The organism is Bacillus sanguinis (genome assembly GCF_018332475.1).
GTDB classification, from domain to species: Bacteria; Bacillota; Bacilli; order Bacillales; family Bacillaceae_G; genus Bacillus_A; species Bacillus_A sanguinis.
Map to the genome: position 1 here is coordinate 1 of NZ_BOQB01000183.1, position 16,041 is coordinate 16,041.

At 34.0% G+C, this 16,041-nt stretch carries 16 protein-coding genes and 2 pseudogenes; 13 read left to right on the plus strand and 5 right to left on the minus strand.

Annotated features, from left to right (window positions below):
* Positions 1-250: 250 nt before the first annotated feature.
* Positions 251-472: a hypothetical protein gene (locus tag KI369_RS19295; protein WP_000459099.1), complete on the plus strand. Its 222-nt coding sequence runs from the start codon at positions 251-253 to the stop codon at positions 470-472.
* Between the two features lie 90 nt (positions 473-562).
* On the plus strand, positions 563-1,009 hold the full coding sequence (locus KI369_RS19300) for a DUF6376 family protein (RefSeq protein ID WP_212957020.1): 447 nt from the start codon (positions 563-565) through the stop codon (positions 1,007-1,009).
* Between the two features lie 143 nt (positions 1,010-1,152).
* Here KI369_RS19300 and KI369_RS19305 read toward each other — a convergent pair whose 3' ends face one another.
* Entirely contained in the window at positions 1,153-2,154 is a 1,002-nt protein-coding gene (locus tag KI369_RS19305; RefSeq protein WP_212957021.1) for a S66 family peptidase, read from the minus strand.
* Positions 2,155-2,341: 187 nt separating this feature from the next.
* On the opposite strand from KI369_RS19305, the gene KI369_RS19310 reads away from it, so the two are divergent.
* Both KI369_RS19310 and KI369_RS19315 read left to right on the plus strand, forming a co-directional pair.
* Entirely contained in the window at positions 2,342-3,295 is a 954-nt protein-coding gene (locus KI369_RS19310) for a D-alanyl-D-alanine carboxypeptidase family protein (RefSeq protein WP_212957022.1), read from the plus strand.
* Between the two features lie 246 nt (positions 3,296-3,541).
* A complete protein-coding gene (locus KI369_RS19315; protein ID WP_212957023.1) occupies positions 3,542-4,144 on the plus strand; it encodes a nitroreductase family protein in 603 nt (200 codons plus the stop codon).
* A 45-nt stretch (positions 4,145-4,189) separates the two neighbouring features.
* Here the strand turns inward: KI369_RS19315 and KI369_RS19320 are convergent, their stop codons facing one another.
* A complete protein-coding gene (locus tag KI369_RS19320) occupies positions 4,190-4,360 on the minus strand; it encodes a hypothetical protein (protein ID WP_000789341.1) in 171 nt (56 codons plus the stop codon).
* A gap of 714 nt (positions 4,361-5,074) precedes the next feature.
* On the opposite strand from KI369_RS19320, the gene entFM reads away from it, so the two are divergent.
* Positions 5,075-6,364 (plus strand): enterotoxin EntFM, encoded by a 1,290-nt coding sequence (entFM, locus tag KI369_RS19325; protein ID WP_212957024.1) that lies wholly within the window; start codon positions 5,075-5,077, stop codon positions 6,362-6,364.
* Positions 6,365-6,462: 98 nt separating this feature from the next.
* On the opposite strand, the gene KI369_RS19330 is transcribed toward entFM, so the two are convergent.
* Positions 6,463-7,227, minus strand: a complete 765-nt coding sequence (locus KI369_RS19330) for an alpha/beta fold hydrolase (RefSeq protein ID WP_212957025.1) — start codon at positions 7,225-7,227, stop codon at positions 6,463-6,465.
* A gap of 240 nt (positions 7,228-7,467) precedes the next feature.
* On the opposite strand from KI369_RS19330, the gene KI369_RS19335 reads away from it, so the two are divergent.
* The 3 genes from KI369_RS19335 (at position 7,468) to hitS (ending at position 11,064) form a co-directional block, all read left to right on the plus strand.
* Positions 7,468-9,228 (plus strand): ABC transporter ATP-binding protein, encoded by a 1,761-nt coding sequence (locus tag KI369_RS19335; RefSeq protein ID WP_212957026.1) that lies wholly within the window; start codon positions 7,468-7,470, stop codon positions 9,226-9,228.
* An 88-nt stretch (positions 9,229-9,316) separates the two neighbouring features.
* Positions 9,317-9,994, plus strand: a complete 678-nt coding sequence (gene hitR / locus KI369_RS19340; protein ID WP_220775458.1) for a response regulator transcription factor — start codon at positions 9,317-9,319, stop codon at positions 9,992-9,994.
* Positions 9,991-11,064 carry an envelope stress sensor histidine kinase HitS gene (hitS, locus tag KI369_RS19345; RefSeq protein WP_212957028.1) on the plus strand — a complete coding sequence of 358 codons (1,074 nt, stop codon included), beginning with the start codon at positions 9,991-9,993 and terminating at the stop codon, positions 11,062-11,064. Before hitR ends, hitS begins: the two co-directional genes overlap by 4 nt.
* Before the next feature lie 24 nt (positions 11,065-11,088).
* Here hitS and KI369_RS19350 read toward each other — a convergent pair whose 3' ends face one another.
* Positions 11,089-11,676, minus strand: a complete 588-nt coding sequence (locus KI369_RS19350; RefSeq protein ID WP_212957029.1) for a DUF3139 domain-containing protein — start codon at positions 11,674-11,676, stop codon at positions 11,089-11,091.
* 197 nt (positions 11,677-11,873) lie between these two features.
* On the opposite strand from KI369_RS19350, the gene KI369_RS19355 reads away from it, so the two are divergent.
* The 4 genes and pseudogenes from KI369_RS19355 to KI369_RS19370 all read left to right on the plus strand — a co-directional run bounded on the left by KI369_RS19355 (position 11,874) and on the right by KI369_RS19370 (position 15,186).
* Positions 11,874-12,593, plus strand: a complete 720-nt coding sequence (locus KI369_RS19355; RefSeq protein ID WP_000818985.1) for a 3-ketoacyl-ACP reductase — start codon at positions 11,874-11,876, stop codon at positions 12,591-12,593.
* 365 nt (positions 12,594-12,958) lie between these two features.
* Positions 12,959-13,831: an aminoglycoside 6-adenylyltransferase gene (locus KI369_RS19360; RefSeq protein ID WP_212957030.1), complete on the plus strand. Its 873-nt coding sequence runs from the start codon at positions 12,959-12,961 to the stop codon at positions 13,829-13,831.
* Between the two features lie 117 nt (positions 13,832-13,948).
* Positions 13,949-14,776 carry a peptidoglycan-N-acetylglucosamine deacetylase gene (locus tag KI369_RS19365; protein WP_212957031.1) on the plus strand — a complete coding sequence of 276 codons (828 nt, stop codon included), beginning with the start codon at positions 13,949-13,951 and terminating at the stop codon, positions 14,774-14,776.
* 71 nt (positions 14,777-14,847) lie between these two features.
* Positions 14,848-15,186, plus strand: a pseudogene (locus KI369_RS19370) (SdpI family protein).
* Positions 15,187-15,234: 48 nt separating this feature from the next.
* Here KI369_RS19370 and KI369_RS19375 read toward each other — a convergent pair.
* On the minus strand, positions 15,235-15,843 hold the full coding sequence (locus KI369_RS19375; protein WP_212957032.1) for an NUDIX hydrolase: 609 nt from the start codon (positions 15,841-15,843) through the stop codon (positions 15,235-15,237).
* 82 nt (positions 15,844-15,925) lie between these two features.
* Here KI369_RS19375 and KI369_RS19380 point away from each other — a divergent pair.
* A pseudogene (locus KI369_RS19380) lies at positions 15,926-16,030 on the plus strand (pyridoxamine 5'-phosphate oxidase family protein); the annotation flags it as partial.
* Between the last annotated feature and the right edge of the window lie 11 nt (positions 16,031-16,041).

Consider the following 16,041-nt stretch of genomic DNA (forward strand, 5'->3'; position numbering starts at 1 on the left):
AATAAAAAAGAATGAATGCTTTTTATTTTTATCCCGCTATTTGCCGGGCAGTAAAACCTCGCCTCAAAATTCAGCGAAAGCAAAGAAGTTAGGTTGGGGACTCGCTGTCAGTAAAAAACCGATTTGTGAGGGCTGATTAAAGTTTCACTTTATGATAAAGCAGAATGTATCTTAATTTATTATGTTTTAAATTTTGCTGACCAAGGCAATACTGAGCCATAGTGAATGTAAAGTTGGAGGGCGAGCGTATATGTTTGATGAGGATGGGATTGTTTTAATTATGGAACCAGCTGATGAAAGGAACTTGAGGAGATTTATTTTTTCAGTGCCAAAGTCAGTGTATGAAAAGAAGGGGCTTACATTACACTATGGAACAGCTATAGGACAAGGATATATGGATATAATTGAAGATATTATTAGCGTACATATAGAAATAGATGTTGTAACTATAATCGGGCATGTAAGAGGATAATTAGTTATTTGAAAAAAGGTTTTAAGTTATTTAGCTAGAAGTTATGATAGAGAAAATTGCAGACAATTATAAAGACGAAGGGAGCCTAAAATGAAAATAAAATCAATTTTATTAGCATGTATAGTCTCAATTGGATTAATGGGATGTTCACTAGTAGAGGAAGGAAAGAACTCCATAGATTATGCGCAAAAAGCAACAGACTATGTAAATGAAATAAGTGCATTTGCAAATGATGCACCAGCATTAGCAGAAAAGGCCGTTAATGATAGCGAGGCTCGAAAAGAATTAGAAACGAAGCTTAGTGAAATTAAACAAGATATACCCGCATTCAATGAATTAACGCCACCTGATGTAGCAAAGGATCTTCATCAACAAATCGTCGGATATAACGAGAAGTTAAATACGTTAATTGATACGGCGATGACAAAGATAGAAGAAGGGAAAGTGGATGTGGAGCAATTTAAAAACTCTGAGCTTATGCAGACGGTAGATCAAGTTCGAGGTTTGAAAGATAAAATACAAAATTTAGGGCAATAATGAAAAGCTCCGGTTGTAATAACGGAGCTTTTTTATGTTTTCTAATGGAAAAGTCCATTATATTTTCTTCCTATAGTATAAGCGTTTTTTATCCCGCTATTTGCCGGATAGCCCAATTGGTGAGGGCTGATTAAAGTTTCACTTTATATCTTCCATTTTTCTAAAATGTTTATTGTTTTATTGGTTACATCCATGTTCACTTGAACACCTATCGGCATAGTGATCATCGGATGAGTATGACAACAATCGAAGTCAGCTAGTAAAGGGATTCTTTGGTTTTGCAGTACTTCTAAAAGTATTTCGTAAGGTTTGCGCTTTGTACCACAATCATCAAATTGCTCATGTTTTCCAAGAATAATCCCTGAAACTTTGTCAAATACACCGTTAATTTTAAGTAATGAAAAGCTTCTTTCAATAGTAGCTGCATCTTTTGAGCTATCCTCAATAAATAGAATATCGCCCTCTTGAATACATGGCATATAAGAGCTGCCCCAAATTCCTTGTATTGTATTTAAGTTGCCGCCAATAACCCGCCCAGTAGCTTGTCCATTTGTTACGGAAATCCAATTATTCGGTCTAAGCTCTTTATCTTTCGTCTTCTCTTCCCAATTGATCAATTCATCTGACCAAAATAACGGTTGTTTTATGTTGTAAGGAAGTGATTGATCATTTAATAATGTTTCTGCAAAATAGTTGTATGTATCATCTACAAAAGGCTCAAATTCTCCAAAGGAGGGAATAAGTGCGGGACCGTAAAATGTAGGGATTCCTGTTTTTGCATAAATCCCTAATAATAAAGCTGTTGCATCTGAATAACCAATCATTATTTTAGGGTTATTTTGAAAAGCGTTATAATCAATATAAGGTAATAATGAATTAGAATTCATACCACCAATTGTTGACATAATACAAGATACATTAGGATTTCTTATTAAAGCATTCAGTTCCTCAGCACGATCTTGTATACTGCCAGAACGATAATAATCATATCGACCTGTTAGTGAACCTTCTAATATGTGAAATCCTTTCTGTTGTAAGTAAGATTTTGCTCGTTCAAATCTTTTTGGAGAAGTATAGGTTGCTGGTGAAGAGGGTGAATAAATGCCGATTGTGTCTCCGTATTTTAAAGGTTTAGGAAGTAGCATTGTAAGAATCCTTTCTATTGAATTATAAATTCCTAATAATTATCATTGAATATTCTCATATTTCGGTATTATTAGTGTAACATAAATGTATGAGATGAATAAATATGCTTTTTACCTTGACGATATAAAGTAATTATTGTTATGGTTAAACGTGAGTGTATAAAAGGTTTGCTAAAGGAGTTTTGAAATGAAGCGGTTAAAATGGGGAAGAGTGACGATCCTAGTAGTCATTATTTTAGGGATATGTTGGTTCTTATTCCAAGGAACTCAAAAGAGTGCAACAAATATAGAGGGACAACCTTTACAGGTGGCCGAACTACCTAAAACAGGATTAGCTGAAAAAGTAGTCCCACCAAAGTACATACCACCGGAAATTGATGCAAAAGCAGCTATGATTATCGATGCGAGTAATGGGGATATTATTTATCAACATAATGAGAATGAAGCTTTTGCGCCAGCAAGTATGTCTAAGATGATGACAGCGTATCTTCTATTAGAAAATGTACACAATGGGAAAATTCGCTGGGAAGATCCGGTGAAAATGAGTGCGAAAGCGGCACAAACAGAAGGTGCAAGAATCCCAGTTCAAGTGAATGACACATTAACTGTTAAGGATTTGTACCATGCATTAATGATTGAATCAGCAAATAATGCGGCTGTGGCTTTAGCAGAACATATGGCAAAAACAGAGAAAGATTTCGTTCAGATTATGAATGAAAAAGCAAAGCAGTTAAAAATGTCGGAGTATGCTAAATTCGCAAATGCATCAGGACTACAAGAACCTGATGGAAGTGAGACGAAGATGACAGCTGCTGATGTAGCAAACTTGGCGTATCATCTCATAAAAGATTATCCAGAATTATTAGAAGTGACTCATTTACGTCAAAGTCAGTTAGCATTTAATAATATTAATGTTATAAGTACAAATGATATGTTAAATAAAAATAATAAAGCTTTATATATAGAAGGAATAGACGGATTAAAAACAGGGTTTACAGATAGCGCGGGGTATTGTTTTACGGGTACAGCCAAACAAGGTGATACTCGTATTATTACTGTTGTAATGGGAACGAAAGGTAAAACGAAGCGTTTTACAGAGACGAACAAGCTAATGTCTTATGCATTTGGCTTAGTTAATTAAGTAAAATATTGAGTTAGATCATTATATTAAGAAAGGCAATTTGTTGTTACTTATTATAGGTAACAATAAATTGCCTTTTTATTTTTAGCATTAGGAAATAAAAAGGTAAAAAATGTGAGTGTTATTATTTGAGTTTATTATTGTTTGTTGATAGTATAAAGTTAGAAACTTATTAATGATAAGTTTTAAGAGGCAGAATATGATGTGTACATATGAAAAAGCCTTAAATGAAAATTGGAGGGAATTATGATGGCAAAAGATTTTTACTCAGCAATTGAAGACAGAAGATCTATTTACGCGATTAGTAAAGAGCAAGTGGTTTCTGATGAGAAAATTCAAGAAGTGATTTATCATGCTGTAAAACATACACCTTCAGCTTTTAATTCTCAGAGCGCTCGTGTTGTGGTTTTGCTAGGAGAACAACATGATAAGTTATGGGATATTACGAAAGAAACGTTACGAAAAATTGTACCTGAAAATAACTTTGCACCTACTGAAGAAAAAATGAATGCATTTAAAAGTGGTTATGGAACGGTTCTATACTTCGAAGATAGTCAAGTGGTGGAACAGCTGCAAGAAAACTTCGCATTATACAAAGATAACTTTCCAACTTGGTCTCAGCAATCCTCAGGAATGTTACAATTTGCAATTTGGACAGCTTTAGAAATTGAAGGGTTTGGTGCTACATTGCAGCATTACAATCCATTAATTGATGAAGAAGTGAGAAAAGAATGGGAAGTTCCAGAAAACTGGAAACTTACTGCGCAAATGCCGTTTGGTAAACCAGTGGTATCTGCAGGTGAAAAAGAATACCAACCTTTAGAAAACCGTGTGAAAATTTATAAATAATGTAGGAACGATAAAAGGTGAACAGGGATACAACCTGTTCACCTTTTATAAGTAATAAGGATTTTTTTGATAGGAATTTTTCATCTGATCTTTTAATTCGTTTTTACGTGTTTCAATAGTTGATATTTTTTGTAAGGTAATAATTGAAACGAATTGAAAAAAAGCATAGTACAGTTCTATATTTTTATTTATAGGATCATCTATTATGTTTTTCATAAATATATACCTCCTTCTTTAATCCCAATATTTGCAGGCAATAAGGCTTCCATATCAAAATTCAATGATATGTGGAGAATACCGACCTGTAAAAGTTCGATTGGTTTCCGGGTAGGGTGGATAATACATGTATGGATTAAGGCACCACTGTATATATAATAATATAAATACCCTTAAAATTCCATATATAGCGGAAAATAGTGAGTGGAATATATAATTTCGTCAAATTAGAACAGAATTTTTGAAGTTAAATCTTACAAATCGTCAAAAGTTTTAAAAGCGATAGACAGTATCAAAAATAGCTTTCAGAAAATATTATACTATTGATAAAAAAAGCATTTTTTGTCATGATAAGAGTACGCTTCATGGAAGGAATCTTACTAGGAAGTACATTCTTTGCGTTGTATTAGCTTAATAGAGTTTTTCGGAGTGGATAGGAAAATATATATTAAGATAATGAATGAAATGTCGAATTTTCAATGAAATACATATGGAATTTGAAAAAAGCATTGCAAAAACAGTAAGTTTAATGGTAAAGTTCACATGAAGTTCACACGGAATTCACTTCATTCGTTTAAAATGAACTCTGTGTGAAAAATAAAACTCTTGTTAAAAAATGGAACTTAATGAATATTTTACTTTGATAATATTGTAATGTATTAAGTTTATAAGTTTTTTTAAGAGGATAGTAGGGAAAGGAAGTAAAGACAACTTATGAAAAAAGTAATTGCAGGTTTAGCAGCAGCTTCAGTAGTGGGTGTTGCAGTTCCAGGTATGGATTCTGCTCAGGCACAAGTTTCAAACGAGGCGCTAAAAGAAATTAATGGACAAAATCAAACTCAAAATCAAACGACTGTAACTGAAACAAAAACTGTAGAAACAAAATCTGACTTAAAATACACAGTAACTGCTGATGTATTAAATGTTCGTTCAGGTGCTGGTACAGGACATAACGTGATTTCTAAAGTGAAATCAGGTCAAGTACTACAAGTAATTGGACAAGAAAACGGTTGGTTCAAAGTAACTGTAAACGGTCAAACTGGTTATGTAAGTGGTGACTTCGTAACGACTGGTGGTAAAACAGGAACTACTGTTCAACAAGGAACTGGTACTTACACAGTAAACGTTTCTTCACTTAATGTACGTACAGGCCCAAGTACATCTCATACAGTATTAGGATCTGTAAATAAAGGTAAAACAGTACAAGTTGTTGGTGAAGTACAAGATTGGTTTAAAATCAACTTCAATGGTGGAACTGGATACGTAAGCAAAGACTTCGTAACAAAAGGTGGTTCTGCTGTATCTAACCAAACACAACAACCAACTACAAACAACAACAATACTACTACAGTTCAAACTGGTGGTTCTTATGTTGTTAACACTGGTGCTTTAAAAGTACGTACGGGCCCAGCTACATACAACGCTGTAATCGGTGGCGTAACAAACGGTAAAGTATTAAACGTTACTGGCGCTGAAAATGGTTGGTACAAAATTAACCATAACGGCCGCACAGGTTACGTAAGTGCAGACTTCGTTAAGTTTGTAAAAGGCGGAGTAAATAACGTTACAAATAACAATAACGTTACAAATAACGTTCAACAACCAGGTAAAGATGTACAAAAACCAACAACTGGTGGAAATACATCTTCAATCGCTGGATTCGCTAGATCTTTAAATGGTTCACCATACAGAACTGCTGGTACAACACCTGCTGGTTTTGACTGCAGTGGATTCATTCACTACGTATTAAATCAAACTGGTCATAAAGGTGCTCGTCAAACAGTTGCTGGATACTGGAGCTCTAAAACAAAAACTAGCAATCCACAACCAGGTGATTTAGTATACTTCCAAAATACTTATAAATCAGGTCCTTCTCACATGGGTGTTTACTTAGGAAACGGTCAGTTCATTAGTGCAGAAACTGATGCAACTGGTGTACGTATTAGTTCTGTAAGCAACTCTTACTGGAGCAAGCACATGTTAGGTTACACAAAAGCATACTAAGAAAAAGTAGTTTATATACTTTTCGTATAGAGAAAAGGCTTTCCAGGGAAACTTGGGAAGCCTTTTTATAGTTGGATAAATTGGGAATGTAGTAGTTTTTACTGTAACTTCCCGTTTAAAAATCGAGCGTATAGGTCATGAAAGTAGTTCGGACGAAATAAGTTTGCTGCATGTCCCGCTAACGGTATTTCTTTATATAAAACGTTAGGAAGAATGGACTTTAAATCAAAAAGACAAGATTTATAGAGATGATCATGTTCACCCATTACCCATAATATAGGGTGGGGAAGTGATTTTAATTTAGATTTTAAATCGAATTCTAACCGATGTCGTAATGATTGGGCAATAATGGATGAATGTAATTGCAATCCGAATCGGTAATAAATATTTCTGGAAATGACCGCGAACGGATTTGCCTTTAGTATGCCACTTGGAAAAATGGTATTCGCATATTGAGAGAGCCATTTAGAGTAATCGTCTCCTCGCTTCTCCCAAAACTTTTGAAATACGTTATATAAAAGGGATGGATTATTATAATGTCCACCAATATGACAAATGCTTAATACTTTTTCTGGGTGCATTTGTGCAAAAATTGTAGAGATATAACAGCCATAACTTAGAGCGCAAATATGTGCTTTTTCAATACCTTCTTTTTCATATAATTTCAATAGTTGATCTACAAGGCGCTGTAATGAAAATTCAATAGCTTCTCCTTTATCATCGCCGTGACCTAATAAGTCATAAGTAATAATGTTGTAGGAGGCGGAAAATCGCTTATGCTCTTTTTTGAAAGCGCGACGATTGCCGACTAATCCATGAATAAAAATGATTGTTTCCTTTTCGGAATGTATATTTGTTTGCAAAAAGGATACTCCTTTCAATAACGGGAGATTTATATAGTATTGTAAATTAGTTATTTATAATTTACATAGAATAATATTAAGTACCAGGTAATAATATCAGATATTTATATCTGTTGTAAAGATGCGTTTGTATGTATATTTTGTAAAAATAGAAAAAGTGTGTTTACATTCAGTTTACATTTGTATCGTATTCTATTTTTAGAAAGAACAGTTTGGTTTAACACGAGGAGATGAACATGAATGGAAGTTAGAGATGAAATAAAGAAAAAAGGAAATTGGAGGCAGTTTTTACGCCTTATTCAAGATACAAAGCCTCCGAAAGGGATTCTTGTTTTTGCGTTATTAATGAGTTTGCTTTCTACGGGAGCAAGTTTATTTATTCCGATGTTAACGAAAGGGCTAGTAGATAATTTTTCACTTTCCTCAATTAGTACAGGACAAATTGTTGGATTAGTTGCATTCTTTATTATGCAAACTATAGCTGCAGGATTGTCTATATATTTATTAAATTATATAGGACAGAAGATTGTAGCTGGACTGAGAGAACGTTTGTGGAAAAAGGTACTTATATTGCCAGTATCTTATTATGATCAAAATAGAACAGGAGATACAATTAGCCGCATGACAAATGATACAGGTGTTGTGAAGACATTAATTTCTGAGCATTTGTCAAACTTACTAACAGGCGGTATTTCAATCGTCGGATCATTAATTGTATTATTTGTTTTAGATTGGAAAATGACACTTTTACTTTTAACAGTTATTCCATTATCAGTACTGATTTTAGTTCCACTAGGACGAAAAATGTATAAGATTTCAAAAGCGCTTCAAGATGAAACGGCATCTTTTACAAGTGTGTTAACGCAAGTGTTATCAGAAATTCGTTTAGTGAAATCTTCAAATACAGAAAAAAGAGAATATGAAACGGGTAATACAGGTATACAAAAGTTATTGCAATTTGGTTTGAAAGAGGGAAAAGTGCAAGCGTTAATTTCACCAGTTATGTCGTTTGTTTTAATGGCATTGCTTGTTATTATCGTAGGATATGGTGGAATGCGAGTTTCTAGCGGTGCATTAACAACTGGGGAACTAGTAGCGTTCATTTTATATTTAGTTCAAATTATAATGCCAATGAGTCAACTATCTATGTTCTTTACACAATTCCAAAAGGCAATTGGTGCAACGGAAAGAATTAATACAATTTTAGAATATGAGGTAGAAGATCATGAAACTGGTGTGAAGGTCACAAATGCTAAGCAGCCGATTGTTCTTGAACATGTACATTTTGAGTACAACGAAGAAGAGAAAGTGTTGAAGAATATTGATTTCACAATTGAATCTGGAAAAGTGACAGCGATTGTAGGACCATGTGGTAGTGGGAAAACAACGTTATTCTCATTACTGGAACGTTTTTATGAGCCAACTAGTGGTACCATTAAATTAGGAAAAGAATCAATTACGAGTTATACATTAGAGTCATGGCGACGTCAAATCGGTTACGTATCACAAGATAGTCCGTTAATTGATGGAACGATTCGTGATAATATTTGTTATGGTGTCGAGGGCGAAGTGACGGATGAAGAAATTGAAAAAGTAGCTGCAATGGCATATGTTGATGCATTTATTCATGACTTACCAAACGGTTATGCAACAGAAGTTGGAGAACGCGGTGTGAAGCTTTCTGGGGGACAAAGACAGCGAATTGCGATTGCTCGAGCGTTACTTCGAAATCCGCAAATTCTTATGCTCGATGAGGCAACTTCAAGCTTAGATAGTAAATCTGAGTCTGTCGTTCAAAAAGCGTTAAATAACTTAATGAAAGGCCGAACAACGTTAGTTATTGCACATAGACTTTCTACTGTTGTAGATGCGGATAAAATTATCTTTATAGAAAAAGGGAATCTTACAGGAAGTGGTACACATGATGAATTGTTACGCACACATGATATGTATCACGAATTTGCAACGCAACAATTGAAAATTAAAGAGGGCGCATTATAAAATGAATCATTAGTGGGGCTTGTACTCCGCTGATGATTCATTTTTAAAAATTTTATAATGGATGGCAATTAGAAAGGAGATGGTTCCTTTGATACCTAACATCTTAATAGTAGATGACGATCCGCATATTAGAGAACTCGTTTCTGTATTTTTAGAGCGGGAAGGCTTTCAGACATATGAGGCAATTGATGGATTAGATGCTCTTCGGAAAATAGACGAAGTGAAAGTTGATATGGTTATTCTTGATATCATGATGCCAAATATGGATGGGTTTGATGTATGTTTTGAATTAAGAAAATACTATGATATCCCGATTTTGATGCTAACTGCCAAAGGGGAAACGTCTCAAAAAGTAAAGGGATTTCACCTTGGCACAGATGATTACCTTGTAAAACCATTTGATCCGATAGAATTAGTAGTGAGAGTAAAGGCGTTACTGAAACGTTACCAAATTACAGTGTCGCAATCGATCCAAGTTGGAAATGTATTATTAAATCGTAAAACATTTGAAGTTACAGCTGGAGAACAAACAGTTACGTTACCGCTAAAAGAATTCGAATTGCTCTTTACTTTAGGTTCTAAAGCAGGCAGAACTTGTTCAAGAGAGCAATTAATTGAAGATGTATGGGGATATGATTTTGAAGGGAATGAACGTACACTAGACGTTCATATTAATCGGCTACGTGAGAAGTTTCAAGAGGAGAAGTCGAAGTTCAGTATTAAAACGATAAGAGGTTTAGGGTATCGCCTAGAGGTAAGTAAATGAGAAAAAGAAAACAAATGAGTAAGCTGAAGATGTTGAAAGTAACGGGAGCGATAATAGCGCTCTTTTCTTTTCTCACTATAATTTGGTCTATCGCTTTTTACGTAGCAACTAGTATATTGAATGCTTTTGACGTAAACGTATCGCCGTTTGTTGCCTTTCTAATTAGTGATATGGTCGGTTTTGTATTTATTATCCTTATTTGGACATTGATTGGAATATTGATGAGACCAAAACGCGAGGCGATGATTTGGACTATTATTGAACCGATACAAAAAATTGCAAAAGGGGACTTCTCCGTAAAAATACGAAATGAAGAGAAATATGATGGGGAAATTGGTGTGCTCGTAAAAAGTATAAATGATATGACAGATGAACTGAATGCGATGGAAAAAATGCGCCAGGAATTTGTATCGAATGTTTCTCATGAAATACAGTCACCATTAACTTCTATAAAAGGATTTGCTAGAGCGCTACAAGATACTAATCTTCCTGAGCGAAAAAGAAAACATTACCTTACCATTATTGAAACGGAAACGACGAGATTATCTAAACTAAGTCAAAATTTACTGAAGCTAACTCTTTTAGAATCAGAAGAGTATACACCAGAAAGAGTAACTTATAGATTAGATCAACAGTTAAAACAAATTGTATTAAATAGTGAACCGCTTTGGGATGAAAAAGAAATTGAATTAGACCTTGATTTAGAAAAAGTGCATATAACTGCCGATCAAGAAAGTATGAGTCAAGTGTGGATTAATTTAATTCATAATAGTATTAAATTTACTCCAAGTGGTGGCACGATTACAATCCAGTTAAAAGAATACGAGACATTAGTGGAAGTGCGTATTCGTGATTCGGGAATTGGGATATCTGAAGAACAGAAACAACATATTTTTGAACGTTTTTATAAAGCTGACTCTTCACGAAATCGTGCTTATGGAGGAAGTGGCTTAGGTTTAGCGATTGTGAAAAAAGTACTCGATCTTCATCGAGGAGAAATAAAAGTTGAGAGTGAGGAAGGGAGTGGTACGGAATTTATTGTACGTATTCCGAATTATGAAGAGGAATAGTGTTAGAAGGGGAACCTTCTAACACTATTTTTCTTTAAAAATACATTTCCCATTACTGCAACTGTATTGATAAGCTTTTCCTTCATTGTTCATACGGTATGAATAATCTGATTCTTTATCTTTCTTAAAGTCAACGTATGCTTCTGCACCGTTTTTATCATCATCGATATCAACAAATTGTACAAGGCGTATAGAATAATCTTTCTTTTCACTTAAACCTCTTTCTTGCATGTTTGTATGAATACCGTCTACTAACTCGTCAAACAATGACCAGTTTAAATTAAGATTTTCAAAGGACTCAGTATGTCTTCCTAAAATGCCGTTATCTTGTATTATTTTATTATTATTATCGTATGTATAAGAGTATGTAAAATAAGGTTCGTCTTTATATACGACTTCTGCATAATAGCCGATAGTATAAAGAGGAGTATATTTTCCGGTTATGCTTTGTATTTCTTTTTGGTTATATCCTTTTATAGTATGGAGATATGCGTTAGTATCTTTTTCTATTACTTTATAATGTAGCGGATTACCAAATATAAAGTACATAGCCAAAAATATGATACATAGTCCGACTGCAGTTAGTAGCAAGTACCATTTTTTTCTTTTCATACATAAACACTCTCCTATGTGGAATTTAGTTCTATTTTACATGAATTATGGAAAAAAACATGAGAATTATAAATAAAAACTTTCTGTAGTTACCTACAAGTAACCTACGCACATGAAAGTGCATCATTGCCTTTTTACATAAACATAGATACAATTTTAATATAATACATAACTGAGATGATTAAGGAGTGTTATACTTGGCAGAATTATTACAAGGAAAAAATGCTTTAATTACAGGAGCAGGTAGAGGGATTGGTCGTGCTGTAGCGATCGCATTAGCGAAAGAGGGCGTAAATGTAGGTCTTTTAGCTCGTTCAGAAGAAAACTTAAAAGCTGTAGCGAAAGAAGTAGAAGCAGAAGGCGTAAAAGCTGTTATTGCAACTGCTGATGTATCTTCATACGAAGAAGTGACTACTGCAATTGAAACGTTAAAAAATGGTTTAGGATCTATCGATATTTTAATTAACAATGCTGGTATTTCTAAGTTCGGTAAGTTTTTAGAATTAGACGTTGCTGATTGGGAAAAAATCATTCAAGTAAACTTAATGGGTGTATACTATGCTACTCGTGCAGCTTTACCAAGTATGATTGAACAACAATCTGGTGATATTATTAATATTTCATCTACAGCAGGACAAAAAGGTGCACCTGTAACAAGTGCATATAGTGCTTCTAAATTTGGTGTTCTTGGCTTAACAGAATCGTTAGCGATGGAAGTTCGTAAGCATAACATTCGTGTAACAGCTTTAACACCAAGTACAGTAGCAACTGATATGGCTGTAGATTTAGGATTAACTGATGGAAATCCAGATAAAGTAATGCAAGCAGAAGATATTGCAGAGTTTATCGTAGCGCAGCTGAAATTAAATAAACGTACATTTATTAAATCAGCTGGACTTTGGTCTACTAATCCGTAAGGGATACATGTATAAATTAAAGAAGGGATATTTATTCTGTAATGGAATAGATGTCCCTTCTTTATTTTTACATGAAACGAAATGCTATGTATAATCTAATGTAAATGATAAGCAACTTTAAAAAGGAATATTCCGTTTCTAAGAATTAATATCTGCGGAAGTAAGTGTATAGCGCTTCAAACTGTCGGAAGTAAAGGCTACGTTGGATTTGTAATCGCAGTCGTAAAAGAATAACGGAAGGAAATAAAAAGATGAAAAAGAAATTCGGAAAATTATAACATGTATCGTGTACAACACAGCTAGCTCGTGGACCTCCAACACACATAAAAATATAAGTATATATAAAAATTGGAGGTTAGGAATAGATGAGAACTGAAAAAGAAATGCTAGACTTAATTATGAATACAGCAAAAGAGGATGAAAGAATTCGAGCTGTCATCATGAATGGATCGCGTGTAAATCCAAATGTAAAGAGAGACTGTTTTCAAGACTATGATATTATGTATGTTGTACATGATATACATTCCTTTACATCTAATCATAATTGGATACGTGGATTTGGAGAAATAATGATTGTACAAATGCCAGAAGAAATGTTATTAGTTCCAGCGGATGAAGACGGGAAATTTCCGTATTTAATGCAGTTTATGGATGGGAACCGAATCGATTTAACGTTAGTTCCAGTTGATTTGATAAATAAGTTCGTTGGACAAGATAGTTTAAGTGAACTGCTTCTGGATAAAGATAATTGTATTATTGAATTTCCACCAGCAAGCGATAAAGACTACTTAATAAAAAAGCCTACAGAAAAAGAGTTTTTAGATTGCTGTAATGAATTTTGGTGGTGTAGTATAAATGTGGCAAAAGGGCTATGGAGAGAAGAGATTTCTTATGCGAAAGGAATGCTTGATGGTCCGGTGCGAGATATGTTCATCGTAATGCTAGAATGGCATATTGGTATGAAAACAGACTTTACAGTTAATGCAGGTAAATTTGGAAAGCATTTTGAGCAATATTTTGAAGGAGATATGTGGGAACAATTTAAAAGGACATTTTCTAATGCAGAATATGAAAACATATGGGAATCATTCTTTGTCATGGGTAATTTATTTAGGGAAGTGGCGAACGAAATTGCTAACGCTTATGGATATCCGTACCCGCAAGGTGATGATGACAGAGTGACAAGTTATTTAAAATATGTGAAAGCTTTACCGAAAGATAGTACATCAATTTATTAATAATAGTCAGCAGTAAGACTGTCCTAATTACGGACAGTCTTATTTTTGTTTATGAATAACAATTTCTCTAACAAAGTGCAGATGAATCACATATGAAATTTTAGGGAGGTTTTTATTATGTATTATTTTTATTCGTCAGAAATGGTTGCCCCATATCAATGGGGACTAGAACGAGATGTTTCGTACGCCTATATGCCATATCACTCATTTTATTATGGAGACTATATAAGTTCATTGCCATACGCATATATCCCTCAAAACTATGAAGTACAAATGAAAGCATATGAGCGTGGGTCGTGGACACCATTTTCGTGGGTCGAAAAATATGCGTACGCATTTTCAGGACCGTACAATAAAGCGGAAGTCGCACTTACATTTGATGACGGGCCGGATTTAGAATTTACGCCAAAAATATTAGATAAGTTAAAACAACATAATGTAAAAGCTACTTTTTTCTTACTTGGTGAAAACGCAGAAAAGTTTCCGAATGTCGTAAAGCGTATTGCGAATGAAGGGCATGTAATTGGTAATCATACGTATAGCCATCCAAATTTAGCGAAGGTAAATGATGCTGAGTATCGTAATCAAATTATAAAAACAGAAGAAATATTAAATCGTTTAGCTGGTTATGCACCGAAGTTTATACGTCCGCCGTACGGTGAAATACTTGAAGAACAATTGAAGTGGGCGACAGAGCAAAATTTTATGATTGTACAGTGGAGTGTTGATACAGTTGATTGGCAAGGCGTAAGCGCTGAAACAATTACAAATAATGTGTTAGGTAATTCATTTCCTGGCAGTGTCATCCTTCAGCATTCAACACCAGGTGGGCATTTACAAGGATCTGTAGATGCAATAGACAAAATCATTCCTCAGTTAAAAACGAAAGGGGCACGTTTTGTAACACTTCCAAGTATGTTCCAGACATCAAAAGAAAGAAAATGAATGTGTTATAAATTAGGAAAAACAGGATTGTGTCGTATAAGGAAGGTGTAGGTTAGGAGGGGATATAATTGATGTATGCACTAATAAACATAGGAATGAGTATTTTGATAGGCATTATATTTATACTTGCGGCAATTATTCTTGAAAAAAATCCACCAACCGATATTAATGCGGCATATGGTTATCGTACGAAACGATCTATGAAAAATAAGGAATTATGGGATGCGGGTAATAGGTATAGTGCGGAAGTGATGAAGCAAAATGGATGTACCATGATGTTAATTTGAAGTGTTATTAGTATACTGTTTAGATATCCACATACAATAATAGCAATTATGGTGATTATGCTGTTATTAATCTTTTGTTTAGTTATACAAGTAGAGAGTAGATTAAAAATACTTGAACAATAATGAAAAACTAGGACTCCATGCATTATGATGCTAGGAGTCCTAGTTTATTTACAAACTATTATTTTTAAATAATTCTTTTCCTTGTTCAACAACAAATTCATAGTATGCAAGATCATATGGATAAATATCATCAAAAGTTATCGTTATCGGGTTATTGCTTAAAACAGAAATAGCTGTAAAAGATGAAATCTCTCTTTTTAATAGCTGTAGAAAAGAAGTTACATGTACTTTCATCACATCGTCTACTTCTTCACCTGGTGCAAATGGAAGTGGATTTATGACATTGTGAAAATACATATGACAAAACTCACGATCCGTAAGATTTGAAATTTCATAATCTATTGTAAAGATGCCCTTGTATGCTAAATCGGTCGTTTGAAAGGAAAGTCCTAATTCTTCTTCAATTTCACGAAGACCGCCAATTTGTACATCTTCATCATGCATAATGTGTCCAGCTGAAGTAATATCCCATATAAGTGGAGCTTCTTTCTTATTTTTAGAGCGTAATTGGAAATATAAAAACATATCTTCAGCATCTTTTTCTACAAACCAACAATGAAATGTTTCGTGCCAATCACCGTCACGATGCACTTCATCACGTAATTTTTTCCCAAGTGTATTTCTTTCAGAATCAAATATCGTTAACCACTCTGTCATTTTAATTCCCCTTTCTGCAAATTTTATTATACAATATTCATATTGAATTTTGGGAAAATAAAGAAAAAAGGGGTCGGTATTAGTGGGAATAGAGAGTAAGGAAATAAAATCGATTATTTCAACTGAGGTAGAATTACGGAAAATATTAGGAAAACCCAGTGAACGAGCTTTAAAAAAAGTTATTTCATAATTAGACCA

Bases quoted from the DNA above. Each gene is read 5' to 3' on its own strand.
- KI369_RS19295 (WP_000459099.1), top strand. From the start codon at position 251: ATGTTTGATGAGGATGGGATTGTTTTAATTATGGAACCAGCTGATGAA.
- KI369_RS19300 (WP_212957020.1), top strand. From the start codon at position 563: ATGAAAATAAAATCAATTTTATTAGCATGTATAGTCTCAATTGGATTA.
- KI369_RS19305 (WP_212957021.1), bottom strand. From the start codon at position 2,154: ATGCTACTTCCTAAACCTTTAAAATACGGAGACACAATCGGCATTTAT.
- KI369_RS19310 (WP_212957022.1), top strand. From the start codon at position 2,342: ATGAAGCGGTTAAAATGGGGAAGAGTGACGATCCTAGTAGTCATTATT.
- KI369_RS19315 (WP_212957023.1), top strand. From the start codon at position 3,542: ATGATGGCAAAAGATTTTTACTCAGCAATTGAAGACAGAAGATCTATT.
- KI369_RS19320 (WP_000789341.1), bottom strand. From the start codon at position 4,360: ATGAAAAACATAATAGATGATCCTATAAATAAAAATATAGAACTGTAC.
- entFM (WP_212957024.1), top strand. From the start codon at position 5,075: ATGAAAAAAGTAATTGCAGGTTTAGCAGCAGCTTCAGTAGTGGGTGTT.
- KI369_RS19335 (WP_212957026.1), top strand. From the start codon at position 7,468: ATGGAAGTTAGAGATGAAATAAAGAAAAAAGGAAATTGGAGGCAGTTT.
- hitS (WP_212957028.1), top strand. From the start codon at position 9,991: ATGAGAAAAAGAAAACAAATGAGTAAGCTGAAGATGTTGAAAGTAACG.
- KI369_RS19350 (WP_212957029.1), bottom strand. From the start codon at position 11,676: ATGAAAAGAAAAAAATGGTACTTGCTACTAACTGCAGTCGGACTATGT.
- KI369_RS19360 (WP_212957030.1), top strand. From the start codon at position 12,959: ATGAGAACTGAAAAAGAAATGCTAGACTTAATTATGAATACAGCAAAA.
- KI369_RS19365 (WP_212957031.1), top strand. From the start codon at position 13,949: ATGTATTATTTTTATTCGTCAGAAATGGTTGCCCCATATCAATGGGGA.
- KI369_RS19375 (WP_212957032.1), bottom strand. From the start codon at position 15,843: ATGACAGAGTGGTTAACGATATTTGATTCTGAAAGAAATACACTTGGG.